At 58.5% G+C, this 25,395-nt stretch carries 24 protein-coding genes; 8 read left to right on the top strand and 16 right to left on the bottom strand.

What is annotated here, in order from left to right; all coding sequences use genetic code 11:
* The first annotated feature begins 6 nt into the window (after window positions 1-6).
* Window positions 7-351: a response regulator gene (locus tag AC1DK3_RS03265; RefSeq protein ID WP_477190856.1), complete on the top strand. Its 345-nt coding sequence runs from the start codon at window positions 7-9 to the stop codon at window positions 349-351.
* Window positions 352-373: 22 nt separating this feature from the next.
* Here AC1DK3_RS03265 and AC1DK3_RS03260 read toward each other — a convergent pair whose 3' ends face one another.
* Genes AC1DK3_RS03260 through AC1DK3_RS03250 form a run of 3 tightly spaced genes read right to left on the bottom strand, consistent with a single transcriptional unit; the run spans window position 374 to window position 3,256 of the window.
* Window positions 374-1,399: a response regulator gene (locus AC1DK3_RS03260; protein ID WP_477190855.1), complete on the bottom strand. Its 1,026-nt coding sequence runs from the start codon at window positions 1,397-1,399 to the stop codon at window positions 374-376.
* Window positions 1,400-1,401: 2 nt separating this feature from the next.
* Window positions 1,402-1,848, bottom strand: a complete 447-nt coding sequence (locus AC1DK3_RS03255) for a response regulator (RefSeq protein ID WP_477190854.1) — start codon at window positions 1,846-1,848, stop codon at window positions 1,402-1,404.
* 7 nt (window positions 1,849-1,855) lie between these two features.
* Complete coding sequence (locus tag AC1DK3_RS03250) at window positions 1,856-3,256, bottom strand: sensor histidine kinase (protein ID WP_477192857.1); 1,401 nt, start codon at window positions 3,254-3,256, stop codon at window positions 1,856-1,858.
* A gap of 610 nt (window positions 3,257-3,866) precedes the next feature.
* Here AC1DK3_RS03250 and AC1DK3_RS03245 point away from each other — a divergent pair.
* A complete protein-coding gene (locus tag AC1DK3_RS03245; RefSeq protein WP_477190853.1) occupies window positions 3,867-4,139 on the top strand; it encodes a hypothetical protein in 273 nt (90 codons plus the stop codon).
* Window positions 4,140-4,381: 242 nt separating this feature from the next.
* Here the strand turns inward: AC1DK3_RS03245 and AC1DK3_RS03240 are convergent, their stop codons facing one another.
* From AC1DK3_RS03240 to AC1DK3_RS03200, 9 genes are all read right to left on the bottom strand, one after another.
* Complete coding sequence (locus AC1DK3_RS03240; RefSeq protein ID WP_477190852.1) at window positions 4,382-4,636, bottom strand: GlsB/YeaQ/YmgE family stress response membrane protein; 255 nt, start codon at window positions 4,634-4,636, stop codon at window positions 4,382-4,384.
* 204 nt (window positions 4,637-4,840) lie between these two features.
* Entirely contained in the window at window positions 4,841-5,806 is a 966-nt protein-coding gene (gene egtD, locus AC1DK3_RS03235; protein ID WP_477190851.1) for an L-histidine N(alpha)-methyltransferase, read from the bottom strand.
* Window positions 5,806-7,056, bottom strand: a complete 1,251-nt coding sequence (gene egtB, locus AC1DK3_RS03230; protein WP_477192856.1) for an ergothioneine biosynthesis protein EgtB — start codon at window positions 7,054-7,056, stop codon at window positions 5,806-5,808. Before egtB ends, egtD begins: the two co-directional genes overlap by 1 nt.
* 207 nt (window positions 7,057-7,263) lie before the next feature.
* Window positions 7,264-7,710: a VOC family protein gene (locus AC1DK3_RS03225; RefSeq protein ID WP_477190850.1), complete on the bottom strand. Its 447-nt coding sequence runs from the start codon at window positions 7,708-7,710 to the stop codon at window positions 7,264-7,266.
* 124 nt (window positions 7,711-7,834) lie between these two features.
* Window positions 7,835-9,208: a glycosyltransferase gene (locus AC1DK3_RS03220; protein ID WP_477190849.1), complete on the bottom strand. Its 1,374-nt coding sequence runs from the start codon at window positions 9,206-9,208 to the stop codon at window positions 7,835-7,837.
* Between the two features lie 22 nt (window positions 9,209-9,230).
* Window positions 9,231-10,265 (bottom strand): glycosyltransferase, encoded by a 1,035-nt coding sequence (locus AC1DK3_RS03215; protein WP_477190848.1) that lies wholly within the window; start codon window positions 10,263-10,265, stop codon window positions 9,231-9,233.
* Window positions 10,266-10,300: 35 nt separating this feature from the next.
* Window positions 10,301-11,050, bottom strand: a complete 750-nt coding sequence (locus AC1DK3_RS03210; RefSeq protein WP_477190847.1) for a class I SAM-dependent methyltransferase — start codon at window positions 11,048-11,050, stop codon at window positions 10,301-10,303.
* A gap of 72 nt (window positions 11,051-11,122) precedes the next feature.
* Entirely contained in the window at window positions 11,123-12,412 is a 1,290-nt protein-coding gene (locus tag AC1DK3_RS03205; RefSeq protein ID WP_477190846.1) for an ABC transporter ATP-binding protein, read from the bottom strand.
* Between the two features lie 14 nt (window positions 12,413-12,426).
* On the bottom strand, window positions 12,427-13,278 hold the full coding sequence (locus AC1DK3_RS03200; RefSeq protein WP_477190845.1) for an ABC transporter permease: 852 nt from the start codon (window positions 13,276-13,278) through the stop codon (window positions 12,427-12,429).
* Window positions 13,279-13,779: 501 nt separating this feature from the next.
* Between AC1DK3_RS03200 and AC1DK3_RS03195 the strand changes: the two genes are divergently transcribed.
* Complete coding sequence (locus AC1DK3_RS03195; protein ID WP_477190844.1) at window positions 13,780-14,859, top strand: hypothetical protein; 1,080 nt, start codon at window positions 13,780-13,782, stop codon at window positions 14,857-14,859.
* On the opposite strand, the gene AC1DK3_RS03190 is transcribed toward AC1DK3_RS03195, so the two are convergent.
* Entirely contained in the window at window positions 14,843-15,883 is a 1,041-nt protein-coding gene (locus AC1DK3_RS03190) for an LLM class flavin-dependent oxidoreductase (RefSeq protein WP_477190843.1), read from the bottom strand. The two genes, AC1DK3_RS03195 and AC1DK3_RS03190, sit on opposite strands and share 17 nt — an antisense overlap.
* 14 nt (window positions 15,884-15,897) lie before the next feature.
* Window positions 15,898-16,569 carry a TetR/AcrR family transcriptional regulator gene (locus AC1DK3_RS03185; RefSeq protein WP_477190842.1) on the bottom strand — a complete coding sequence of 224 codons (672 nt, stop codon included), beginning with the start codon at window positions 16,567-16,569 and terminating at the stop codon, window positions 15,898-15,900.
* A gap of 199 nt (window positions 16,570-16,768) precedes the next feature.
* Between AC1DK3_RS03185 and AC1DK3_RS03180 the strand changes: the two genes are divergently transcribed.
* The 5 genes from AC1DK3_RS03180 (at window position 16,769) to AC1DK3_RS03160 (ending at window position 21,420) form a co-directional block, all read left to right on the top strand.
* Window positions 16,769-18,802 (top strand): FUSC family protein, encoded by a 2,034-nt coding sequence (locus AC1DK3_RS03180; protein ID WP_477190841.1) that lies wholly within the window; start codon window positions 16,769-16,771, stop codon window positions 18,800-18,802.
* The gene (locus AC1DK3_RS03175) at window positions 18,799-19,005 is read left to right on the top strand and encodes a DUF1656 domain-containing protein (RefSeq protein ID WP_477190840.1); all 207 of its coding nucleotides are present in this window, start codon (window positions 18,799-18,801) and stop codon (window positions 19,003-19,005) included. Before AC1DK3_RS03180 ends, AC1DK3_RS03175 begins: the two co-directional genes overlap by 4 nt.
* Window positions 19,005-19,871, top strand: a complete 867-nt coding sequence (locus AC1DK3_RS03170; protein ID WP_477190839.1) for an efflux RND transporter periplasmic adaptor subunit — start codon at window positions 19,005-19,007, stop codon at window positions 19,869-19,871. Before AC1DK3_RS03175 ends, AC1DK3_RS03170 begins: the two co-directional genes overlap by 1 nt.
* 174 nt (window positions 19,872-20,045) lie before the next feature.
* Complete coding sequence (locus AC1DK3_RS03165) at window positions 20,046-20,936, top strand: dienelactone hydrolase family protein (RefSeq protein WP_477190838.1); 891 nt, start codon at window positions 20,046-20,048, stop codon at window positions 20,934-20,936.
* Window positions 20,937-21,027: 91 nt separating this feature from the next.
* Window positions 21,028-21,420 carry a hypothetical protein gene (locus tag AC1DK3_RS03160; protein ID WP_477190837.1) on the top strand — a complete coding sequence of 131 codons (393 nt, stop codon included), beginning with the start codon at window positions 21,028-21,030 and terminating at the stop codon, window positions 21,418-21,420.
* Between the two features lie 161 nt (window positions 21,421-21,581).
* Here AC1DK3_RS03160 and tolA read toward each other — a convergent pair whose 3' ends face one another.
* Together tolA and AC1DK3_RS03150 are read right to left on the bottom strand one after the other, a co-directional pair.
* Window positions 21,582-22,673 (bottom strand): cell envelope integrity protein TolA, encoded by a 1,092-nt coding sequence (gene tolA, locus AC1DK3_RS03155; protein WP_477190836.1) that lies wholly within the window; start codon window positions 22,671-22,673, stop codon window positions 21,582-21,584.
* Window positions 22,674-22,767: 94 nt separating this feature from the next.
* Window positions 22,768-25,065, bottom strand: a complete 2,298-nt coding sequence (locus tag AC1DK3_RS03150; protein ID WP_477190835.1) for a TonB-dependent receptor domain-containing protein — start codon at window positions 25,063-25,065, stop codon at window positions 22,768-22,770.
* Between the last annotated feature and the right edge of the window lie 330 nt (window positions 25,066-25,395).

Here is a 25,395-nt window from a genome sequence, read left to right as displayed (position 1 = left end):
AACAGTTTGGCACGCATTCTGATCGTCGAGGACGAGGCTCTGATTGCAGAGATTCTCGGAATGTATGTCGAAGAGCTGGGGCACGAGATCGTCGGCCCTGCGTCGACTGTCGAGCATGCGCTCTCGCTGTTGAACGACGGCCGCCCGGATTGCGCAATTCTTGACTGCGCGCTCGGACCGCAGGAGAGCACGCCGGTTGCGGAAGAACTTGCGAAAGCGGCGGTTCCTTTCGCATTCGCGACGGGGCGCGGCGCTGACTCCTTGCCGAAGGACTTCAAGCAACGTCCGATGATCGCCAAGCCCTACATCTTTGAAGATGTGGAGCGGGTGTTGGCGGCTATGATTTCATAACCGTTATTCGATGAGCGGGATTTCATAAAGGGAACGAAAGCGTGGCGCGGGTGCCTTGCGTCCCGGCTGTAAATCGCAGCTCTCCGCCGAGGTTCGTTGCCATCGATGCAATAACCTTCGAACCCAGGCCCGTGCCGCTCGGCGCCTGCGCATTCAGCCCCACGCCATCGTCTTCGACGGCGAGCGAGCCCCGGCCACCTTCCGTAGTAACAATGATGCGGATTTCGCCCATGCGGTTTTCCGGATACGCATATTTATAGGCGTTCGTGACAAGCTCGGTCGTTATAATCCCGAGCGAAACAGCCTTGTCGGTCGGAAGAAGCAGTTTTGTGCAGTCGAGCCGAATGGAATGGTTCCGGCCCTCATCAGCCATCGCGGCTTTGAGATCCTCGACCAAGCCGTCCAGGTAATCGCATACATCGACGTTACGAACGTCCGGCGACGTGTAAAGCCGGCGGTGGACACTGGCGATGGCGATTATTCTTGCCTGCACGCGGGCGAGAAGATCGCGCGCGGATGAATCCTTTATCGAGTTGCGTTGAAGCCCGACGAGGCCCGCCACGATTGCAAGCGAATTAGCGACCCGGTGATTGACCTCCTTCAGCAATAGTTCCGCCCGGTCACGCGCGAGGCGAACCTCCTGATCGGCGGCCTCCTTTTCGCGGCGCAGCTTTTCCTGATCCAGCGCCGTTGCTATGGCCTTCGCAAGTAGCTCGCGAAAGTGGCCTTGCACGTCCTTCCAGACGTAGTCTACGGCGCCCGATTTCAAGGCGGTGACGGCGATGTGGCTGTCTTCCGACCCTGTCACATAGATCACGGGGGGAGCGCCAGGGAGCGTGCGGATGTCTTTCAGGACTTCAAGGCCCGTATGGCCGGGCATATGATGGTCAAGCGCAACAATATCGAAGAGCTGGCTCGTCAAAAGCTCCAAGCCCTCGGGGCCGGACGCTGCGATCACGACGTCGTAACCGCGCGTTTCAAGCGTCTTTTGGATCAGCCTCGAAATGCCGGGATCGTCATCGATGTACAGGACCTTCGAGCGTGACATTGTCACTGGGTTTCCGGAACCTGTATTACAGAAAAGAACAATCCGAGCTGCCGAATGGCGTTGGAGAAGTTGTCGTAGTCGACCGGCTTCGTAATGTAAACGTTCGCCCCCAGATCATAGCAGCGCTTGATTTCGCGCTCGTCGTCGGTCGTTGTCAGGACGACCACCGGAATGCGGCGGGTATGCTCATTCGCTTTGATTTTTTCGAGGATACCGACGCCCGTCATGTCCGGTAGATTGAGGTCCAACAACACCAACAAATGCCTCTTGGAGCTGACTTCGCCAGTGCCGTCAGCTCCAAACACGTAATCCAGGGCATCCGTTCCTGTCGTGAACGGAATAATTTCGTTGTTAACGCCCGCCCGGCGAATATTCCGCTCGATGAGCCGGGCATGTCCCGCGTCGTCTTCGATCATTACGATCCGCACTGCGTCGCCGCTGTTGGTCATTGGATCATTATCCCCGGATATTCAACTTACTCGGCAGCGTCACACGGAATGTGGTGCCACGACCTAATTGCGATGTCATCGTTATCTCACCGCCTAGCCTTCTGACCAGGGTCCGGACGTGGGCAAGGCCTATGCCCTCCCCCTGCTGATCCTGGGGTCCGGCCCGGCGGAACAGGTCGAATACCCTCTCGCGGTCGTCGTCGCCAATGCCGCGGCCGTTATCTTGCACCTCAATGTCAACGGCGCCCCAGCGGTTCGAGACCTGGCTGATCTTAATGACCGGCGGGCGATCCTTGGCGCGGTATTTGAGGGCATTGTCCACGAGGTTTCCGAAGATTTGTTCCAGGGCGAGGCGATCTCCCTCGATGGAGGCGAGAGGCTTCACAACGCGAATTTCTCCCCCGGCAGACGAAACGCGGTGCTGCACGCTGTCGGCGACGGAATCGAAGAACTCGGCAAGGTTTATCCGTTCCGGCGCCAGCACCCGCTGCCCCTCACGGGAAAGCTTCAATATAGCTTTTATGAGGCCATCCATTTTCTGGGTAGAGGTGCGGATGAAGCCGATCGATTCCGGCAGATCCGTTTCCACTGCCGCTTTCGCCGCCCCGGCAGTCGCCAGGTGATTGATCTGAGGATCGTTCGTTAATGCCCGCAACGTCTCGAGGCTGGCCTCCAGCTCGCTGGTGTACCCCATAACATTGACCAGCGGCGCCCGCAGGTCATGGCTTACAATGTAGGCGAAGCGTTGGATCTCTTCGTTGGCGCGCTGCAGATCGCCTGTTCTCTCAGCGACGCGATTTTCCAAACCGGTGTTGAGCTCTTGAAGTTCGTTGCGAGCCGATACAAGCTGCCGCGTATACCTGACGATGGTTGCGATTGCGCCCAAGGCCGTGAGCAGAATGAACATGCCGGCTAAGACCGAGAACTGCCGCGCGGCAGCCGCGTCGAAGCGCTGTTGCTCGACGCCTTTGCTCAGCATCTTATCGACGCGCTGGAACGCCTCACCGATCGAGACGCGGATGTGGTCCATCAGGTCCTTGCCGCGATCGGTTTTGACGATATCCAAAGCTTCGGACGGTTTGCCCGCTTTGAATGCGGTAATGGTCTGCGCTAATTCCTCAAGCTTTTGATCAATCGCTTTATCGATTTCCTCGATCGCCGGGCCTTCCTCCGGATTTTCCTTGAAAGCTGCCCGAACATCCCTGAGGCGTTGGTCGATATCCGCGATGGCGGTCTCGTAGGGCTTGAGATAGCGATCTTCGCCCGTCAGCAAATATCCGCGCTGCCCCGTTTCCGCGTCTTGCACCGTCGAGAGCAACCGCACGAGGACCGTACGCTGTGCGCGGGCCTTCAAGACATCCTCGGTCGTCGACTGGGTGCGCTGAGCAAGCCAGAACGATGCTAACATCAACAGCAAGAGGGCCGCGAACCCCGCGGCGCCAAAGGCATATGTTGTACGAAGAAGTCTTTTAGGGTCGGAGGGCATTTCGCTCTTGGCGATACTTCAGAGGGAAGCCTTATTACCAAGCGCATTTCCCGGTGGCTAGCCGCCAAGGATCGGGCGGCCGAACAATATTAATTACGGCAGGATAACGGCGCGAGGCCGGGCTCCCAGTCGCGGCGTCCGTGCAGGAACCAATTCCCTCGCTCCCTTGTTTTCTTTGTAGGTTGGGGTTGCGCCGCGAGGCTGTAGCTTATGTCGCGTAGGTCCGGCGAGCGGAACTGGTCGGGCGCCCTGAGGATCTAACTGTCATGAGTGAGTGCGACCAGGACGACGCCCGGAAGGCGTTTTTATTCGTCAATTCGGCTCGCACACTGAGCGCCGTCACGCTCGATCGCGAGGGGCGCAACTTACCGCATCCCGCAATTTGCCGATGGAATTTTAAGGGTGAATTCCCGTTGGGCGTACAGGAAGTAACGCCCTTTGGAGTGGACCCGGAGCCGATACTTCGCGGAGTTGCCGCAAATGGCTATTTCGTCTGGCCCGTTGAAAATTTGCAGCCGTTTGGAACATCCCAGTGAGCTTGAGTAACTTGAGTGACCGGCGTCTTCCGCGAAAGCGTTCGGAGTTCGCTCCCGCTGACGAGCATCAGAAACACTGGGTCGAGATCTTCAAAGATCGCGTGACCGAACCTCTGAAGGAAGTCCTGCAAGAAGATATGGATTGGATGACGTCTCGGCCGATCCTTGAGCGGCTCAACCGCTTGCACGATGTCGAACAGGCGCACAGAGGCGATACCCTCCCGGATATCATCCGTCCTTCGACCCGAAGACCAGGATCCAGCAAATAATTGCGCCCGCTATCGACTGCAGGGCGAGGATGATTTCAAGCGGCAAGAGGTTGGGCGTCATGGCGGTTTTCCTTCTCCGTTCCTAAAAAAAAACGGCACGGCGCCATGACAGTTCCTACTCCGACAAAAGGCGGTTGTGGATAAGCGCTTCCGTCTCGAAGATCCCGAAGGGCTACCTGAATAAAAAAAAACGCGCGGCCGATATTTTCGTCCGCACGCTTTCATTCACTGGTCGATCGCTTTTATGCGCGCCGCACCAAGCCCACGACAAAGAGAAGGATGAGCGATCCGACGACGGCGGCCACGATGTTTCCGGCCGTCGATTCCGTATAAAGCCCCATGCTTTGCGCGAGAATGCCGGCGATACCGGCGCCAAGAATGCCGATGATGATGTTGCCGATCAATCCGAAGCCATACCCCTTGACGAGAAGTCCCGCGAGCCACCCCGCGATTGCACCGATGACTATCCAGGCAAGAAGCGATTCTGGGGCAAGCATATATGTTTCTCCGTGCTGTGGGCTGTTCCCGATAAGCCTCCATCAATGCTTGACGCGTCATTAAGTTCCACAACGCAGGGAACCGGCGGCTCTGCGCAGCGTATGCGACGCAAATTATCTGCGCGCGCCCGACGGCTCCGTAACGCGCACGACGACTTCAGCAAAAGTAGGGAAATAGCTTTCGTGCGGCCCGCTGAACGATCATCAAATCAGCTCGTGAACGCTGAATTGATTATCGGCGTCGGTCCAAACGCGATTGGTTTTCCAACCGGCCTTCTCGGCAAGCTCGCGAAACTCGGGAACAGTGTACTTATAGGAATTCTCGGTGTGGATGCTTTCGCCCTCAGCGAAATGAAACGGACGGCCGCAAACCATGATGTCCTGCGCGCGATCCGTCACGAGGTGCATTTCGATGCGGCCCGCGCGCGGATTATAGAGCGCCTTATGGCGGAATGCTTCCAGATCGAACGTGCCGCCAAGCTCGCGATTGATGCGCACAAGCAAGTTCAAATTGAAGTCTGCGGTGACGCCGGCCGCGTCATTGTAAGCGCGGATAAGGACGCGCGGATCTTTCTTCAGATCGACGCCGATGATCAATCGTCCGCTCTGTCCCAGAACTTTCCTGAAGTTCGACAGCAGCCCGACCGCTTCCTTTGGCGGAAGGTTTCCGATCGTCGATCCCGGAAAAAATCCGGTTATGCGCGAATTCGAAAACTCCTTTGGAAGCGTCACCAGCTTTGAAAAATCGGCAACGATCGGCCGGATTTCGAGCGCAGGATAGCGCTCCACCAGTCGAGCGGCGGCGTCGGCCAATGCCGCTTCGGAAACATCGAGCGGAACATAGACGACGCGATCAGCGATGCGGTCGAGGAGAATTTCCGTCTTGATGCTCGAGCCTGAGCCGAACTCGAGAAGTACGTCGCCGGCCGAAAATCCCTCAACGATCTCAGAAGCACATGCTTGGAGGATTCCGATCTCGGTCCGCGTCGGGTAATATTCAGGAAGTCGCGTGATTTCTTCGAAAAGGCTGCTCCCGCGCGCATCATAAAAGTAGCGGCACGGAAGTGTTTTCTGCGTTCGCGACAATCCTTCGATGACGCTCAGCCCGAAGTCGTCCGCAATCGTCGTATCGCTTGCGGACAACCTCTCAAGCGTTGGCATGTGACGCATTACTCGACCTCCGCCGCGAGGCGCAAGCCGAGGAACTGCCAGCGCTGATGTGGATAAAAGAAGTTGCGATAGGTCGCGCGGGAATGACCCGACGGCGTTGCGCACGACGACCCGCGCAGGACGTGCTGTCCAACCATGAATTTGCCGTTGTATTCGCCTATCGCGCCGGCCGGCGGCCGATACCCCGGATAGGGAAGATACGCGCTCGCGGTCCATTGCCAGACCTGGCCGAAAAGCTGGTTCGGCCCGGTGCCCTGCGAGGCATCGCTTCTTTGTGGCCGTAGCACGCCGGGCGATTTCGCCGTCTGTTTGGAAGTCGAATTGGCTGCGACTTCCCATTCGAATTCCGTCGGCAAACGCTTGCCCGCCCACCGCGCGAAGGCATCCGCCTCGTAATAGGAGATGTGCGTAACGGGCTCGGCACGTGCGACGGGAAGCAACCCCTGGAGCGACATCTGCGACCAGCCGCCGACTGTCTTTTCCCAATAGAGCGGGCTGTCCCAGCCCTCGCGATTGACTGCCGACCAGCCGTCCGCCAGCCACAACGTAGGCGTCGCGTAGCCGCCGTCTTCCATGAATGCCAGCCATTCGGCGTTGGTCACCAGCCTATTCGCGAGCTTGAACGGCTGCACCAGCGCGTCGTGCGACGGCAGCTCGTTGTCCCATGAATAGCCTTCACCGGAATGGCCTGTTCGTACGATGCCGCCCGGGAATTCCGTCCAGCTCAGCGGCGTTGGTTCCGCGCTGTCGAGCCCGACGGGTTGCGCCTGATAAGCGGGGCGCAACGGATTAGATGCAAAGAGCGCAAGAATATCGGTGAGTAGCAGTTCTTGATGCTGCTGCTCGTGATTGATGCCGATTTCTATGAGCCGGCTAACTTTGTCACGATCGATATCGTCTCGCGCAAGAAGTCGGCGAAGACCATCGTCGACGTGCCGACGATACGCGAAGACCCTCTCCGACGTTGGCCGCGTCAGCATCCCGCGCTTAGGACGCGGATGACGCGGCCCTAGCGTTTCGTAATAAGAGTTAAAGCAGTAATTGAACTTGTCGTCGAAGACCCTGTAATCGGCCAAGTGCGGCGTTAAAACGAAATTCTCGAAAAACCAGGTTACATGCGCCAGATGCCATTTGGTGGGACTGGCATCGTCGGACGCTTGTACCACCATATCTTCAGCCGACAGCGGTTCGGCGAGGTTAAGAGAGTGTTGCCGCGTCTCGAACAGACGAGATTCCAACGCTTCGCTGATAGGCGCACTCGCCTCGCCGTCAGATTGCGAAAACGAGACGTTGCATTGGTTTGGGGGAGCCTTATCGGCCGCAGGATGTTCCAAACGAAATTCTCTGGATTTCTAACCCGCGCCGCCGCGCGCAGACCACTGAGACCAAACCGTCAAACGCCATCCCATCCTGGATGGTTCCCTCGCTCGCTGCAATAGCGAACAAACGGTGCGGCTTCATTTCTTGGCCGCTGCATTACTCCCATGTTTCGTCTCGGTTTTTTCGTGTTTCTCGCCGTACTTCATGCCCTCGAGCTTGATGCCGTCGGGGTCGAGAAAGAAAACCGCGTAGTAATCGTCGTAATACTCATCGGCAGGATCCACGATCGTGACGTGGTGCTTCTTCAAGTATGTTTGGAGTTCATCGACGTCTTTTCTGTTGCGAAGCTGGAACGCGTAGTGGTGCAGACCCACGTCGCCGGTTCTGTGCTTGTGCTTTCGTCCGACGGCGTCGGCTTGGGAAATCCAATATCTCGTTTCCCCGTTCGTCCAGCCAATCGAGTCTTCGTATTCGTCCAACACTTCGAATCCGAGAAAATCGAAAAGCCCGCTGTAGAAGGCCTTCGATTTCGAAAAGTCGCTCACGCGGACGGAGATATGGTCGATCCCGACGACACGCGACATGGGTGCTTCAGATCCTTTCGAGTGCGCAGATCCGCTCTAACGAATCCGGCCGGCCTCAATCGATCTGCAAACCCTTCGGCCACGGCGGAGTTCCGAGGCAGCGCCGGGAATAAGCCCAGCTTTTTTAGTTGCGGCGCAGGTAGATCGCATCGAGCTCCCGCGCCATATCATCGAAGGTCCGTTGCGGGCGAATATTGCTGCGAAGCCTGCGGAGCTCGCTCGGGGCGGCGAGAACGTACTCAATCGTCTTCGCTAGGTCTGTTGCGTTTCCGGGCGAGAATAGCAATCCATCAACGTCATCGCGAATTCGCTCCGCGATCCCTCCGAGGCGACTGCCGATCACTGGAAGTCCCGCGGCCATAGCCTCATAGACGGCAAGCGGCCCCGTCTCGAGGCACACCGACGGCACCAGGCAGGCATCATGCGTGACGAGTTCGGGGAGCATTTGCTCCGCAGCAACGACCCGCGGCGCGCGTAGTCTTTTGTCTCCTGCAAACGGCCCGAGCAGGCGCCTGCCGTAATCGGAGTTCCAGCCCGATCCAAGCAGCGAAATCGATATGGGCGCCCGTTGATCGATTTGTTTCAAGGCGCCGAGGATCGTCTCTATTCCCTTGACGTCGCTGCATCGCCCCGCGAACGCCAGCCGCAATGGCCGCGCATCAGTGAACGTCTCGCACTTCCGATCGCCGATCGCGACAGGCTCTTGCGAGACGCCCATTTCGACGAAGGCCATTTTCTTTTCGGGCACGCCGTTTCGGCGGAGGACCTCAGCGATCCACCGAGACTGGATGTGGAAGACATCTATCAACTCGATTGCCGATTGAAACGACGCGATAAAGGCTTTGGTCATCGAACGCGACGAGATGAGGCGACCGATGAGGGTCCCATCGCCTCCGCTGCTGTCTCCGACTTCGATCCGCGCGAGAAGGTCCGCAAGCCTCACCGGCATGCCGCGATTTGCCAGCCGGCAGCGCGTGCAGCGAGCGACTTCAAGACGTCCGTCGCAAGGCGAGAAGCCGTTTTCCAGCAAGCCGGTTTGCGGGCATGATATGCCTCCGGTGTGGTAGGTTACGACTGTCCGAGCGCCAATCGCCTTCGCGGCCTCGAGGTGCAGTATGCCCGCCGCGAGACCGAGCGTATGAAAGTGCACGACGGCCGGCATCGTTTCTGCAAATAATTCGCGAACGCCGGGCGCGGCCTCCGGACGGCGCGCATAATATGCTTTTCGGCCCGTGCCCAGAACGGGCGGCAGGACGCGTATGTCCAGCGTTGAGATATTTTGCTGCGGCGACGCGATAAGAGGAGATGGCGCCTCATCATCTCCGTGAGCTTGATTGACGACAATGATGGGTTTCCAACCGAGATTGGCCTGTCGCCTTGCCAGCGCACGCACGAATGTATTCGAGCCTCCGCCGCCTGTGACGCTCGAAGCACCAACCAAGTGAAGACAGGTCAGAGGCAAAGCGCCAGATGGCTGTTCGACGTCGAGGACGTTCAACGTTACGTATATCTACGCGGCGCTAAGCCAGGTTTTCCGAGGCTACGTTTCGCAGTGCCGGCCGCGCTGACTTATGCGGCACTGAACCCCGCGCACGAACGCTCTGTACCGTCCGATAAATTTGCCTCTGATCACTCGTCATCAATCCGGGCAGGCGCAGCGCCGTGAGCAGCGAGAGGAACGATTCTCGATTCAATCGGCGAAGCAGAACGTGTTTGACGATACGCGCGCAGCCAACAGCCGCCGCGCGCGACGGAGATTGGAAAGCTGCGATGATCTTCGTGTATTGACCGGTGACCGCAAAGCCCTCTTCGAAGCTTGCGAATAGGCGTTTCGCATACGCCGTCGTCAGCCGTGACGGCGCGATGGCGTGCTTGAACCGTAGTCTTTCGCTGAAAATCAGTTTGTATCCAGCGCACGCTACGCAGGCGGAGATCTCAATATCTTCTCCGGACAGGAGCTTCCCGCCTTTGCGCCCGCTCAGCACGGGAAACCCTGGCAACGTGTATAGAAATGCGATGAGATCTCGCCGCGTGACGAGGCCGGCACCCCAAAGGACATCAACCTGTCTTTCCGTTTCCGGTGCATCAGGCAGAAGCGCAATTCTCGATATCGGAACACCAACCGCGAAGCCCCAGGAGAATGTATAAAACCAGGGCGGCAGGCCATCCGGGTTCGCCGGAGTCGAGCAGCCGCCTGCCGCCCCGATTGTGGGATCCTGCATGATCCTCACGGCGTTGATCAGGTAGTCTTCGGCGAGCCAATTATCGTCGTCACAGAATAGAATGACGTCGAATGATGCGGCGCGCGTTCCCGCGCGGCGCGCGTACGATAAGCCAGCCTGCGGTTCCCTGATGATCGTGAAAGAGTAGCGGACGTTGCCGCAATCGTTCCAAGCGGCTTTCGCCCGCTCTGCCGTGTCGTCGCTCGAATTATTGTCGACGAGAATGATCTCGACGGGAAACTCCGCCTTGCATCGGGCGAGCGCCTGGATCGTTGGAGCAAGACGCTCGCCGCTATTATGCGCGCAAATAACGACGGAGATGCCGTTCGACACTTCGTGTTCCTCTCCGGCGACGCGGCGCTCGTACGTCAGCGAATGGGTAGCCGCATTCCGAAGCGCTTGCCGACCGATCGGTTGAGCAGTCGCAAATAATGAGACGGATGATATTTGCCCTGAGAGAGGTCCAGATGCCGCTTCGCGATGGGCGAATCGGGGAAATCCATATGCGGTGTCATTTCGGGATGAATGAGATGCTGGATGCGCGGCTCCCTGCCTGCGTTTTCGGGATCGAAGCGCGCGGAAAAGATATTCTGCCGGTACCAAGGTTCGATCATACCGTCGTTCCAGATCATCGGACGCACATCATCTTGGCAGACGAAGCCACGCTCGTTGAATAGGGCTTGCCAGTATGTCGGCCAACGGCAGTTCACGTGATGCTCGCCGTGCTGGCCCGGCGCTGCACCGGAGAAGAATATGAGCTCTCCGTGCGTGCAGAGCGTCCGCACCAGCGTACTGGCCCATTCCTCGTGAAGATGTTCTGCCACCTCGAGACAAAGTACGATGTCGAAGCGCCTGCCGAGCCACACGGGTTCGCGCAGGTCAAACATCTTGATGGAACTGGCTTCGACATGAAGCTCCGTCAAATCAGCTGCAACGCCGTCGATGCCGAGCACGTCGTCGATGCCCATCTCGCGCGCAGCACGCAGCCAGTTTCCGACCCCCGCTCCAACATCCAGAAGGCTCGAATATTCGTTCCCGGAAAGTAGATAGGCCAGCGCGTGTCTCGCGCCGGAAAGCGAATGCAGGTTGCTGTGAAAGTTGTAGGGAACGTTTCTCATGGGAAGATCTCGACCGGATATGATGGTGGGAGAATTCTCGATTGACGGACTTCGGGTAGCTTACACGCGCGCTTAGAAATTTGTGGCGACACACGGCTCAAGCCGCTGAAGCGCGGACGCTGCGTCGGCCGTGCCCCATTCCGCGGGCCAATCGAGGTGACCCACCGCGGACACTGGCGGACGCAGAACGTGCGCGTCATCTTCTCCGATGACGAAACTCAGAACATCGATCCTGGCGTCGTAGTCTTCGTGCCAGTCGCCGAGCCATGCCGACAGGGAATATCGGCCGGGGCGAAGCGGTAGTTGGCGCGCCTCGCATCGCAGAACTCCGTGCGTGAGGCCCTTCACGAGCTTCACGTTCGGATGAAACCGCCCATTGGAGCCCCAGACGGGCTCGCCGGTATCGGCTCGCAGCACAACGCCGCCGACCGCGGTGTGCAGAGGCCGAGGCGACGCAAAATGGATGTCGACGATCAAGTCGCGTTCGATGAGTGCTTCACCATTTACCTCGATCGCCGAGATCGCGGGCCGCGCTTTATTCTCGTCGAACGAAATCGAATGGGCGGAATCGCTCGCACTAACGTATTGCTTGATGACGGCGTCGACTGAACCGTCGCACTCGACGCGGCCGGCTGCGAGGAGAATGCTTCGGGTACACAGCGCTTTGACTGCCGCGAGGTTGTGGCTGACGAAGATGACCGTTCTCCCTTGTCCGGCGACGTCCTTCATCTTGCCGAGACACTTTCTCTGAAATTCCGCGTCGCCGACCGCCAGCACTTCATCAACGACCAGAATCTCCGGCTCCAGGTGGGCTGCGACAGCGAAAGCCAAGCGCACATACATGCCGCTCGAGTAACGCTTCACAGGCGTGTCGAGGAATTTCTCCACTTCCGCGAACGCGACGATTTCATCGAACTTTCGTTCGATCTCAGCGCGCCTCATGCCGAGGATGGCGCCATTGAGGAAGATGTTTTCTCGCCCTGTCAGTTCGGGGTGAAAGCCGGTGCCGACTTCCAGAAGGCTCGCGATGCGACCCTTGATTTCGACCCTGCCGCTCGTCGGTTCGGTAATGCGTGACAGGACTTTCAGAAGCGTCGATTTGCCTGCTCCGTTACGACCGATGACGCCGACGACATCGCCGCGCTTGAGCTCGAACGAGACATCTTTCAGCGCCCAGAATTCCTCGATTTCGTCGCCTGAAATGAGCTGACGACCCCGCGCAACGTCGAAGGCGGTGCGCAAAAATCGCGTCGTCGTGCGCGCTACCACATCACGCAGTGAGGTGTACCGCTCGCGCTTGGCATGGTGTCCGATGACGTAGCGCTTGCCGAGATGTTCGGCGCGAATGATGACGTCCTTCATCAACGGAACGACGCCTACACGAGATCCGCGAACGCACGTTCGGCGCCGCGAAAGTACCTGAGCCCGTACCACATCATAAAAGCCGTAACGCCGAGGCTCGCCAAAATGCCCGGGATGTAGAGTTGGCTCTCGCCCCCGAGAAGGCACCAACGAAATCCATCGATAACGCCGACGACCGGGTTGAGGCTGTACCAGAACCGCACGTCGGCGGGGATGATCTCGCTCGAAAAGCCGACGGGCGAAACATAGAGGCCGAATTGAATCACAAAGGGGATCGCATAGCGGACGTCTCGGTATTTGACGTTCAGCGCGGTGATGAAGAGGGCCGGCCCAAGGCTCGCCACGACGGCAAATGCGATGAATGCGGGAAGAAACACAATGTGCCAGCCCGGTACAAATTCATACCATGCCATCAAGCCAAAGAGGATGACGAGGTTGATCATGAAATCGACGAGCGCGACGACGCCTGCGGACGCCGGCACGATCAGGCGCGGGAAATAGACCTTGCTGATCAGGCTGGCGTTGCTGATGAGGCTGTTCGAAGCTTCGCTGAGAATGCTTGAAAACAGGAACCACGGAAGCATCCCGGCGAACACCAGGATGGGATACGGCACATCCCCGTCGCTCGGCAGTTTTGCGAGCTTGCCGAACACGACTGTAAAGATGATCATCGTCACCAACGGCCGGACGATTGCCCAGGCGATCCCCATGACGGTCTGCTTGTACCGCACCGCGACGTCGCGCCAAGCGAGGATGGCGAACAGCTCGCGGTAATGCCAAATGTCGGACCAGTAATTCCGCTCGCTTCGCGATGCTTCGAGAACAAGGACGCGCGTTTGCTCAGATTGTGAAATAGGACAATCCACTCGCTATCAGCTTGTTATGTTTGATGAGCACAGACGGCGGGTTTTGGGCCTGCCAAACGGGCAAGCGAATGCGTCACAACGTTTGACTAGGGAGAAAATCTTCCGAACGACGGGTGAAGCATGTTCACCCGCTTTCAGGTCAGCGGCTATTCAACCGCAGATACGAACAATTCTTCATTCGCTGACAGCGCTTGTCGCAGATAACAACCTCTGCGGTCAACCATATTTTGGCGCCACCTGTGGACACTCCAATCGGCCCATCGGTGACCGGTTTCAACTTCTGATGTGCGGGAATGGCTTCGCTGAACATCCGTCAGATGCCTGATATTGGCCTTTGAAATTAATTATCTGCCGTACACTGAACGTTGGCAAGATTCCGTCAACCCTGCTGAGTAATACATCTGCAACGATCTATTCCGCGGTCTATTGCTTTCAGAAGCGCATCGGATTTTTCGCTAATTTACAGCCCAATCGAGCATTTCTTTAATCAGGAACCACCACGTGGCGGCCGACGGTCATAAAGGCGATGGCAGCGACACCGTGCGGCGGCTTCGCAAGCTGCGCTTCGCGCAATCGGCGGAATCCAGCGAATTCCAGCCGGAGCGCCGCGACCTTCCTGTTTTTCTCAGCGCCTCTACTGATGTTCCACAAGCTGATCCACGAGCCGATGTTCCGCCGTCGGCCGCCGTCGCTGGCTTTGCAGAGACCTTCGCAAAAATCTTCGACGGCTGGAGTGTCGACGCTTGGAGAGATCATCTAAGCCAACGCTTCGCCGGTCTTTCGTTCGAGCGGTTGCGCCCCAAAGATGCGGAGCTTACCGCGCGGGTCGCGCTCATCTTACTATTGGTTCCGCTCGCATTCGCTTTCACGCCAACCCGATTGCCTCGAACGGTGAAAATCGAGCCACCCAATTTTATATTGGAAGATCGCCTGAGTTTTGCCGAGGGCTTGCGGCAGCGATTGGCGTCGCAGACCGTCTCCTTTCGCCCGGACCGCGAAGGCTTCTCTTCGGTAACGGCTGAGGCAGCGACGACCGAAGCACCGCCCGCCGCTTATGAAGGTTCGGCGGGGGCTCCTTCGCCGGAGGCCCACGAGACGGCGGCTAGGACAGCGACCGAAACAAGCAGCCCCGCGTTGCCGGCGATTGTAATGGACGAAAGACGCTGGAGCCTGCCGTTCAACAGCCAGGATTACGCGATCGCCGATTTGCCCGCGAGCCCCCAGGCGTCATTCAAGACGGAGGTCGCGCTTTCGAGCTTTCCAGAAGGGTTCGGGAGTATTGTTTCTGACAACGATGATCCGGCCGTTGATCCGCTCCTCCAGAGCAAGCGTTCCGCTGAAAGGCGGAAAAGTCGGGTTCTTGCCTATTCCCGGCGTGTTCCCCGGATCAATCGGCCGGCGCCGGTCGTTGTCGAAACAGTGATCGTCCAGCAAGAGAAGCCTGCACTTCCGCCGCTGCTCTTTTTCCTGGGCAATCCGCCGCCGCCGCCGGAGGGACCTGTTGTTCAGGAGATCGAGCCGCCCAAAAGCGAACCGTGGTTCCCACAATCGCTTCAGGATATTATCAAGAACCAGTACTGAGGCTTTCGCGCGCGATTGGAGCAGCCTCAGTTCCGAGAAGCTCTATCGATTTCATCATCGCCTGGTGTTCCGTTGACGCGGAACTCATCTGGAACGTGAAACGCGAAACGCCGCCGAGATCGGCGCTCGCTTCGATCATCTTCCGCGCAACGGTTTCGGGATCGCCAATCAGAAATGCGCCGCCGGGACCGCACATGGCATCGAACTGAGCGCGCGTAACGGGCGGCCATCCTCGCTCGCGTCCGATTTGGGTGAACATGTGTGACCACCCGGGAAAGAATGTGTCTCTCGCTTCGGCCGAACTCTCCGCGACGAAGCCGAGAGCATGAACTCCTACTCTTTGGCGTTCTACCGGATGGCCGGCGCGGCGCCACGCCTCGCGATAGAGATCGACGAGCGGGCGGAAACGGCGAAATTCGCCGCCGATGATTGCAACCATCAAGGGCAACCCGAGGAGACCGGCACGAACGAAGGATTGCCTCGTGCCGCCGACACCCAGCCACACAGGAAGTTCCGCTTGGTAGGGCCGCGGATAGATGCCCTGCCCAGTAAGTTCGGGGCGAAATTTTCCGGACCAATGAACTTGGGTGTTGGCGCGTATTTGCAACAGCAGTTCAAGCTTCTCGACGAACAACGCATCGTAATCGTCGAAGCGCAGCCCGAACAAGGGATAAGCCTCGCCGAACGAACCCCGGCCGACGACGAGTTCTGCGCGGCCTTTTGAAATCAGATCGAGCGTTGCGAACTCTTGAAAAACCCGCACCGGGTCTGCCGCGCTTAGAACCGTGACGGCGCTCGTCAGCCGGATCGTTTTGGTTCGCGCTGCGGCGGCGCTGAGGATAACGGCTGGCGCTGAATCAAGAAATTCGGGGCGATGGTGCTCGCCGATGCCGAATACGTCGAGCCCAGCCCGGTCGGCCGTCTCGATTTCTTCGATGAGATTGGCGATCCGGCCGGCAGGCGACAGTGTCTCAACCGAAGCGCCCGGCATAATTGCCGCAAAACTGTCGATGCCAACTTCCAAACGAGAGTCTCCGATCATCTGTCTTTGCCGGAAAATATCATGTCGAGTTGTGCTTCAAACATCTCTCCGATATCGACCGGATTGGACTTATCCAAAAATTTGTTGATGACGATGCCCGCCCAAATCGGAGCCAGAAGAAAATGCGGATTTTTTATGAGGTGATCGTCGACCATCTCTCCTGACTTTTTCGCCGAAAGCGCAAGGCGCTTGATCTTCTGCACGAGCGGATCGATCACATCGCGGCGATAAATTTCGACGAGCGCGGGAAATCTCGCGCCCTCCGCAATTACGACGCTGGCTATGACCGCGCGGCTCTTCTTGTCGATGTTGTGAATAGACGGGACAAGCGTCCGACGCAGGAACGCCTCGACGCTCTCGCCGGCCGCCCTCTTGGAGTCGTCCACATCTATGTGGGCGTGGACGATTTCCTGCTGAACCACGGCCGAGAAGAGTGCTTCCTTGGCTTCAAAGTAGCGATAGATCAGTCCTTTCGCGACGCCAGCGCGCTTCGCAACGCTTTCTATCGTGGCGTCGGCAAAACCCTTTTCGACGAACTCCGCCAGCGCCGCATCGACGATCGCTTGCCGCGTTTGAGCGGTCTTTTCCGGGCTCGCACCGCGGCGACGAACGGCCGTCCCACGGCGACGGTTCGCCGGACGCGTCTCCTGTTGTGCTGCCTTCTGCATGTAACCTCATGTTCTGCCCGAGCGAGCCTTGGCCGTCCAGCCCTTCGGTTTGTGATTGTGACCCATGCATTAGTTGCATGCTGAGCGTCACTGTACGCCTTGACAAAAGTGACTGTCGGGTCATTTATATGCAACCGCTGACGTATTCAAGATGTAATTTTGAGCCGCGAGGTATGCCCTTCGGTTTCCAGGAAATGCGATGGGCTTGCCCGCGACACAACAATGGCTATTCTCCATCAAGACGTTCGCGGCTGCCGTTCTTGCGCTGCTGATCAGTCTTTGGATTGCGCTCCCGAACCCGTACTGGGCCGTTGCCACGGTCTATATCGCGTCCAATCCGTTATCGGGCGCGACACGATCGAAGGCCATCTTTCGCGTTCTCGGAACGGTGATTGGTGCGACTGCCGCCGTCATCATGGTTCCCAACCTTTCAAACGCACCCGTGTTGCTGGTGCTCGCGATGGCAATCTGGACAACGGTTTGTCTCTATATTTCGCTGCTGGATCGTACGCCGAGAAGCTACGTGTTCATGCTTGCGGGCTATACCGCGGCTCTGATCGGGTTTCCGACAGTCGATGCTCCAGGCACTATTTTTGACGTGGCGCTATCGCGTGCAGAGGAAATCATTCTCGGCATCGTCTGCGCCGCCGTTGTCTCAAGCGTCGTCTTCCCCCGGCCTGTCGTTACGGCCGTCGCTCAAAGACTGAAGTCATGGCTGATGAGCGCCGACGCCAGTACGCGCGATGCTCTCGAAGCGAAGTCCGGACCCGAAGCCGACGCGCATCGGCTGCGTCTCGCGGCCGATACGGGCGAGATCGAAAATCTCGCGAGCCATCTCAACTACGATGCGGGCGGACATCCGGAACTGCCGTATCTCATCCAAGCCATCCGGCCGCGAATGCTAATGTTACTTCCGATATTGTCGTCCATTTCCGATGGGCTGCGCGAGCTTGCTTCGCTCGGCGGTGCGTCGCGTGCGGTACATGCACTTATCGAGCGCACGGAGCACTGGCTGACGCCGGAACATTCGGCCAAGTCGCAGGATGTCGACGCTCTGCGCAAAGATATCGATGCGCGCATTGAGGGCCATCCGGCATCACGGACGTGGCGAGATCTCATCGAGCTCACGCTCCTGATGCGCCTGCGCGATCTCGTTGCGATCCGCGGCGATTGCCAGCACGTGATGACTGCTATGGAAGGGAACACCGAGCCTCGTCCGAACGATTTCGCTTACCGGATCGCGGATCTTGCCGATCCAGTGCGCCATCGCGACCGCGGCTTGGCGCTCGCTTCCGCCATCGTCAGCTTCGCGACAATCATCGTGTGCTGCACCTTCTGGATTTTTCTTGCATGGCCAGAGGGCGGAGCGGCAGTCATGATGGCCGCCGTCGCGGGAGCACTGTTTGCGGCTCAGGACAATCCGGTGCCGTCCATTGTGGCCTTCGCCAAGTGGGCCGTGATCGCCGCGATCTTAGCCGGCGTCTACGTGTTCGGCATTCTTCCGCACGTGCACAATTTCGAAACTCTCGTTCTGGCGTTGGCGCCGGCGCTTTTGATGACGGGGTTGTTCATATCAAAGCCCGAAACGTTGCTGATCGGCCTTTCGCTGGGCATCAATTTTATGGCGACGCTCGGCCTCCAAGTCACCTTCAACGTCGATGCCGCCGCATTCATAAATTTAAGTATCGCGACGACTTTCGGTGTGGGACTCGCCGCCGTCATGACGTCTCTGCTGCGCACAGTCGGCGCCGAATGGAGCATTCGACGCCTCGAGAACGCGAACCGGGTCACGCTCTCGGAGATCGCAAATTCCGTTGACCCTTCCAATGATGGGCGTTTGACGGGACTGATGCTCGACCGGCTCGTGCTCTTGGCTCCGCGCGCAAAGGCCGCCGGTCACAGGCTTCCCGATGCGATCGGTCAATTGCGACAAGGCTTCAACATCGTCGACCTTCGGCGCGCGCGCGCAGATCTCACAACGTATTCGCGACGCAGAATCGATGCCGTCCTCATCAGGTTGAAGCGGCGCTATCGCGCTGGCCAAGAGGTTCAGGGGTCGGATCTTCTTCTGACCGCGATCAACAGCGCCATCGATGCCGTGCGCGACGAACAGGGCGTTTCGGCGCGTAAGGCGCTCCTTGGACTTGTCGGGTTGAGGCGCAGTCTCTTCCCGGGAGTTTTGCCACCGCCCGACTTGCCGCATACGCCCGAACTTTTGGAGGCCGCCGAATGAACGCCGAGATCAGCATCTTCGGTGTGCTCGTGCCATCCGTTCTCGTTTGCGCGGTCGTTGCCTATTTGGGGATGGCCATCGTTTCGCGCTGCCTGCGCTACGCCGGCGTCTACCGCTTCGTCTGGCATCAATCGCTTTTCAATCTCTCCGTTTTTGTTTGCCTGCTCGGCTTGAGCGTCCTGCTTCTTACGAAGGTTTACTAATGACTTCCCTATTGGCCAAACTCGGCCGCTTGATCGCTACACTCATGATTGTCGGGTTCGCCATATTCATCGGATGGCGGCTTTGGGTCCATTATGAACTCGAGCCGTGGACGCGCGATGGACGCGTCCGTGCCGATATCATTGAGATCGCCCCTGACGTCTCCGGCCTCGTCAGCGAGGTTCTCGTTCGTGACAATCAAGTCGTGAAAAAGGGAGACATCCTCTTCCGCATCGACCGCGACCGTTTTGAGCTGGCGCTGCGGCAGTCCGAAGCCAATGTCGAGGGCCAGAAGGCGACGCTCGACGCCGCCCAAAAGGACCTCGTCCGTTATCACAACATGAGCAACATCGCGGTCAGCCAGCAAAAGGTTGAGCAGGTGACCGCAACCGAGGCCAAAGCCGAAGCGGACTTACATCGCGCAGAGGCTGACAGAGACGTGGCGAAGCTCGATCTCGAGCGGTCCGAGGTTCGCGCGTCGGTCAACGGTCCGATCACGAACTTCGATTTGAAGCCCGGCAACTACGTTACCGCCGGCAAGGGTGTCGCTGCGCTCATCGATCAGGATTCTCTGCATGTCGACGGATATTTCGAAGAGACGAAATTGCCGCTGATCCACGTGGGCAACCGAGCGACGGTCCACATGATGGGTGAAGATCGCGACATCATCGGCCACGTCGAAAGCATCGCCGGCGGTATTGAAGATCGCGACAGAACCGATGGCACGAACATGCTCGCCAACGTTAATCCAACCTTCAGCTGGGTGCGCCTCGCGCAGCGTATTCCTGTGCGCATCGCACTGGACCATATTCCGGAAGGACTGAGGCTCGTGGCTGGCCGCACGTCGACAGTGGTTATCAATCCCTAACCAATCGGCTGAGACGGTTCGGCGCGACGACGCGTTATCGTTGCGCAGTTTTCGCCATTCTGGCCTTCGTCAGACCGCCTGTCGTCATTCCGCCGCCTCGCCGTCCAATATATCGTGAAAAGCCGAACGGCTAATATCGATGTAGACTGACTTTGTGTCGAAAGGGATGTTGATATGGCCGCTCACCCGCAAATCGCCTCGGACTTCATCGGACTCATTCGGCGCGCGTACCTTTCGAGACGGCGCTTTATGACAGCGTCTGCGGCTGCCGCAGCAGGCTATACGCTAGCGGCCGGCCCTGTGCGTGCGAACCCCATCACAACCAGCTCCAGCGGACTCGATACCGGGACCGCAAAGATCGACACGGCGGACGGTGTTATGCCGGTCTATTATGCGAAACCGGCGGGCGCGCATAATCCGCCCATTATTCTGGTCGCGATGGAGGTCTTCGGTCTTCACGAGTATATCAAGGACGTAACGCGGCGGCTCGCCAAGCTCGGTGCTTTTGCGGTCGCTCCGGACTATTACTTCCGGGTCGGCGACCTGACGAAAATCAGCGACATCAAAGACCTGATGCCGCTCGTCAATTCGAAGCCCGATGCACAGCTTATCTCCGACTTGGATGCGACCGTCCGCTGGGCCAAAGCCCAAGGCGGGGACGCAGAGAAGCTCGGCATTTTAGGCTTTTGCCGTGGTGGCCGGGCAGTATGGGTTTATTCCGCCGCCAATCCGAACGTGAAGGCCGGGGTCGCGTTCTACGGTTCCCTCGTCGACCCCGCCGCGCAAAAAGGGCTTTGGCCCAAAAGTCCGATCGAGCTTGCTTCAGAGATGAAGGCGCCGGTCTTGGGCCTCTACGGAGGCGACGACCAGGGAATTCCGCCGGCGCAAGTGGATATGATGAAGGCTGCCTTAGCGGCCGCGGGCAAAACTGCCGAATTCAAAATCTATCCGGGCGCACCTCATGGTTTCCATGCTGATTACCGTCCCAGTTACCATGAGGCGGCCGCGAAGGATGCCTGGATACAGGCTGAAAATTGGTTCAAGCGATGGAAGGTTCTGGCCTGAACCGTTTCATCTGAAATGGTGGTGCGCTGCCGGAACTTCGAAGTCAGGTCCCGGTTTTTCGAGATAGAGGCACAAACTGATGAGGTCAGACATGTGCGACTATTCTCTAGAGATGTTTCAGAGCAGGCCGGCGCGACAGGGCGAAGAGTACATCAGCAATAAGTTCCCGAGTGGTACCGTGGGTTTTGTGGCCCGCGGAGATCAGTCGGTCGCTATTTGCATGGCGTGCGATATGGAACTTCAGCTGTCCGGCATTTCTTCGTTCATTCAAGAGCATGCAGACGTATCGGACCGGGAACTGACGACGTTCACGCAGGTGGACGGTCCATTCCACCGGGACGCCGTCCGCTTCAGTAATGGCCGAGTGATAACACTTCAGGCCCTCGGACCAGGCGTCGTGGCGCGCGTTTGCGATACGCAAATCGAGCATCCGCTGACGTTGCCCACGAACGAAGCCGCCGAGAAGGAGGAAGCCCTCGTCTAGAGATAGACTCGGGGTTTCAACAAGTATTGCCGGGAGCACTCGAGCCATTCGGGTGCTCTCGTCGTTTCTGGTTTAAGTTCGGTATACGGAGATGACCGAATTTGCATAAACGCCGTACATCATTTCCAGGGCCAAAACGGCCAACCTGCGCCCCGGAGGCGTCAGCGGAAAAAGAACGGAATGACGTACGCGAGTTGTGATGGCGATAGGCCAGAAGGCGGCTCGCCGAATGGGGCTGCCCGGCGCACGGCATTCAGTGCAACTTCATCGAGCTTGGCGCTGCCGGACGATTCCGAAAGTCTCACGTAGCTCAATTCGCCCGTCGCATTGATGCCGAACGACACGCGGACTGTACCTCGTAAACCGTTCCCCGACGGTTTGTTGCGCTCAACCTGCGCGCGGACGCCAGCGGCGTAGCTCAGAGCATTACCGGCGCTCGCGGAAACGCGCCCGTCGACTGCGGCATGGGCGGTGCTCGACCGCGACGCCGAGCTGCCCGCGACCTGCTGATGCGATTGAGCCTGCTCGATCTTGCGCTCTTTTTCGACCTTCTTTTCCTGCTTCGCCTTTGCGGCGGCGTCCTCTTTGGTTTCGATCTCTTCGGGTGCTTCTTCGATCGGGTTTTCAGAGACCTCTTCGGCCTTGATGGCGCTGGCCGCGTCCGGCTCGCCGCCGCCGCGAAGAACGGGCAGCGGCTCGTCCGTTGGCGCGAGTGCCGACGGCGTCACGTCAGCAACCTTGATCGGCTTCGGCGGGGGCTGATCGGTGAGAGGCGTTTCCTTAACTTCTGTAAGTTCCTGAGGCGCGGATTCTGCCGCTTGCACGCTTCCGGCCTGGGAGTCCGCAGAAGAAGCGGACGCCATGTCGATGTCATGGGAAGAGATCGACTCGAGAACGATCGATTGGGTCGTGGAGAGACTGAACGTATCGGTTTTGCTCGACAGCATGCCGAACTGTTCGCCTGCATCGCCCGACATGACCGACGCGATCGCCGCCGCATGGACGGCCGCGGAAACGATGATCGTCGCAATCAGGATCTTGCGCGACTCGCGTTGCGTAGGCTGGGGATGAACCGGCGCCTTTGCCACTGCTACTGGTGGACGATCCTGTGCCCTCCGGTCGTGACCCGCGGCCTTCTCGAAAGCAAACGGGACGACGTTGCCTTGTATGGGCCAAGGTTCGAGCGTGCGGGATTGGAGGTCCGACGATCGCGTTTCGCGCGGCCGACGATCATGCCGTTCAAGGAACGTCAATTTCGCTCGTCTCCCTGGTTAACCCTGCTTTCCGCGAAACACCGGCGAGTAGAACCCGCCGGTGGGTCGTTTCTCGATGTCGTTCAACGGCAGATCAGAACTGCGCCTTGGCCGTCAGGAAGTAGGTTCGGCCCATTCCTGAGTCGTTGCAGCCCGGAAGGTTCGAGCCGTAGCAGTTCGGGCCATCGAAGAATGGGGTGGTCAGCGCCTCCGTGTATTCTTTGTCGAAGACGTTGTTGATGTTGAAGCCGACTTCGAAAGTTTCGGTGACCTTGTAGCTCGAGAACAAATCTACGAGCGTGTAGCCCGGCATGAATTGGCTCGCATAAAAGCCGCCGACATTCTGGGTACCGACATCGCTTTCGGAGAAGTGAGAGATTCGTCCGCCGAGCGTCAGCCTGCGGTCGAGCAGTCGTACGCCCCCGGAAGCGACAACCGTGTGCTCGGGAAGATTGCTATGAGCCCCGAGACCATCCGTTTGCGCGGGCAGGTCGGTATGTGTGTAGGTATAGCTCAGGCCCGCGAAGATATAGCCAGCATCGTATGTTCCCTGCAGTTCGACGCCCTGAACCGTCGAATTGCCGGGCGTATTGCAGAAATACATTTGGCCGCCAGTCGTGGCGCATGCGGCGATGTAGTCTTCGACATCCATGTGATAATAGTCTGCCTTCATGCGGAAGGCGTCGGCCGGCGTGAAAATTCCGTCGTGCTTGATGTTGGCGCCAATTTCGATGCCCCGCTGGCTTTCCGGAGCAAGAAACGGATTTGGCACGAAGGATATTCTTCCGGCGCCCGGATGGTTGCCGCCGATGAATAACTCCGCAGCGGTTGGCGACCGCATGGTCTCGGAATAGGTGATGTAAGGCTGCAGCCAATCGGTGACCTGTGCAGCAAGAGTGACCTTCGGGTCGAAGGCTCCGCCGTCTTTATCCACTTTGTATGGGCCAGGGTCGACGCCGGGCGGCAATGGGACGGCAGGTGCGGTGCCGCTGCCATTGATGCCGTACATATCGTACTTCAGCCCGACGATCAGATCGAAGATGCCCTTCGAAAATGTCGTCTCGGAGAATACAGCGCTCTTCGATTTGTAGCCCGACGGATTGACGCCGCCAGCCGCCGCAGGCTGAAAGCGATTGTAGGCTTCCACGTTGTCGCCGAAGAATTCGTAGCCATACTCCGACTTGACGCGAATGCCGCCAAGATGGAAGCGCGAGATATTCGAGACGTCGAAGCCAAGCCCCGTATCTTCCATGACACGGCCCCAAGCTGTTCCCTTCGGCGGGGTTCCGACGGTCGGGGTCGCATCGGTCCCGTATTTCATCGCGACGTCGTTGTAGTAGCCGTTGAGCCTGAAATCGATCAGGTCATTGCCTACCGGATTGTAGGCGTACTTGGCCGTGTAGGTTTGCTGGCGAACATTCTGGTTATAAGAGTTGGCGAAGAAGTCGTTGTCGTAGATCACGCCGCCGAAACGCAAAGTCTGGTCTTCGGTGGGCCGCAGGTTCACCTTGAACAGACCCGACGTGAGGTCCTGACCGGTTTCCGGAATTTCTACTCCGGCGCCATTTTGGTAATTACCAGGATCACGATGGCTGATTGCACCAGCGATGCCTATGCCGCGCGTTTGGACTGCGGCAGCAGCCGTTTCCGAGAACCCGACGTTGTTGCTTCCCCAGGTCGTCGTTACGAAGCCGCCGACATTCTGGCCCGGCCGAAGGATGTCTTCGACATCGAGCGTGCGGAGGTTTGCAACACCTGCAAGCGCGCCGGTACCGCCGGCTGTCGTCACGGCGCCACGCGCGACGTCTATGCCCGCGACAAGACCCGGATCGATATATGTGAAGCCCTGTGCTTCGTGGCCGGTGAATCCGAAGTTCTGCTGCACGCCGTCAATCAACGTATTCACGCGGCCCGATCCTTCGAAGCCGCGAATGTTGACAGCAAGACCTGCGTTCTGAGGGTTCATTCGCGTGTAGGTGCCCGGCTGTGAGCGGAGCGCGTTATCGAGATTCGTTCCGCCGTATGTGCTCAGGTCGCTTGCCGTTACGACGCTGATTCCAGCCGGTGTGTCATAGGGAACGTCTGAGGGCGCTACGCCTTGGCCCTGACTAGCGGCCAGCGGCGGCGAAACAGGCTCTGACTGAGCAGCCTGGACGGGCTTCGGCTTTGGCTTGCTCTTCGGCGCGCTGGCCTTTTTCGCCTGCGCTCCCTGGACGTTGATGCCGGGCAGCTGCGTTTCTTGCGCGAATGCCGTACCAGCCAGCGTCAGCGCTGCGGCCGATGCCGTTAGCGCGAGAGCGGCTTTACTGAATGATCCGCGAGTCTGAGATAGCCCCGAAGCCCCGACACCTATTGATCTCGAACTGAATACATCAAACCCACGCACAGCCATCGCCATAGTCCCCCGTGTTTCCAAATTGTTACGGGCTGGCTGGCTGGGCGCTGTTGCGCTCAATGGCGGGCTTGCCTCCTCCCTTGCGGAACCTCCCCCGGAGAGCACGCAAAGAAGACCCGGCCTCAGCCGGGATAAGCCACACTATTAAAGTGTACACCGTTAGTCAACAAATGACGAAAACGCCGGTTTATATGGGAAATTTCCGCACTCGGCGTCCCGCGAAGCTGGCTTGGCGGCGCTCATGCCGACTCGGAGCCAGCGGGGCGGTTCGAGATCGGCTAGTCCTTATGGCCTTCGGTCAGGAGAGATAGAAGCCGCCCGGTGCTG

The sequence above is a fragment of the Hyphomicrobium sp. 01T421 genome, from assembly GCF_056398805.1.
Note: the sequence above shows the minus strand (reverse complement) of the source record. Positions and strands in the feature narration are given on the sequence as shown.

Bases quoted from the DNA above. Each gene is read 5' to 3' on its own strand.
- AC1DK3_RS03250 (WP_477192857.1), bottom strand. From the start codon at position 3,256: ATGTTAGCATCGTTCTGGCTTGCTCAGCGCACCCAGTCGACGACCGAG.
- AC1DK3_RS03160 (WP_477190837.1), top strand. From the start codon at position 21,028: ATGTGCGACTATTCTCTAGAGATGTTTCAGAGCAGGCCGGCGCGACAG.
- AC1DK3_RS03260 (WP_477190855.1), bottom strand. From the start codon at position 1,399: ATGTCACGCTCGAAGGTCCTGTACATCGATGACGATCCCGGCATTTCG.
- AC1DK3_RS03180 (WP_477190841.1), top strand. From the start codon at position 16,769: ATGGGCTTGCCCGCGACACAACAATGGCTATTCTCCATCAAGACGTTC.
- AC1DK3_RS03185 (WP_477190842.1), bottom strand. From the start codon at position 16,569: ATGCAGAAGGCAGCACAACAGGAGACGCGTCCGGCGAACCGTCGCCGT.
- AC1DK3_RS03175 (WP_477190840.1), top strand. From the start codon at position 18,799: ATGAACGCCGAGATCAGCATCTTCGGTGTGCTCGTGCCATCCGTTCTC.
- AC1DK3_RS03150 (WP_477190835.1), bottom strand. From the start codon at position 25,065: ATGGCTGTGCGTGGGTTTGATGTATTCAGTTCGAGATCAATAGGTGTC.
- AC1DK3_RS03205 (WP_477190846.1), bottom strand. From the start codon at position 12,412: ATGAAGGACGTCATCATTCGCGCCGAACATCTCGGCAAGCGCTACGTC.
- AC1DK3_RS03170 (WP_477190839.1), top strand. From the start codon at position 19,005: ATGACTTCCCTATTGGCCAAACTCGGCCGCTTGATCGCTACACTCATG.
- AC1DK3_RS03255 (WP_477190854.1), bottom strand. From the start codon at position 1,848: ATGACCAACAGCGGCGACGCAGTGCGGATCGTAATGATCGAAGACGAC.
- AC1DK3_RS03225 (WP_477190850.1), bottom strand. From the start codon at position 7,710: ATGTCGCGTGTCGTCGGGATCGACCATATCTCCGTCCGCGTGAGCGAC.
- AC1DK3_RS03165 (WP_477190838.1), top strand. From the start codon at position 20,046: ATGGCCGCTCACCCGCAAATCGCCTCGGACTTCATCGGACTCATTCGG.
- egtD (WP_477190851.1), bottom strand. From the start codon at position 5,806: ATGCGTCACATGCCAACGCTTGAGAGGTTGTCCGCAAGCGATACGACG.
- AC1DK3_RS03210 (WP_477190847.1), bottom strand. From the start codon at position 11,050: ATGAGAAACGTTCCCTACAACTTTCACAGCAACCTGCATTCGCTTTCC.
- AC1DK3_RS03240 (WP_477190852.1), bottom strand. From the start codon at position 4,636: ATGCTTGCCCCAGAATCGCTTCTTGCCTGGATAGTCATCGGTGCAATC.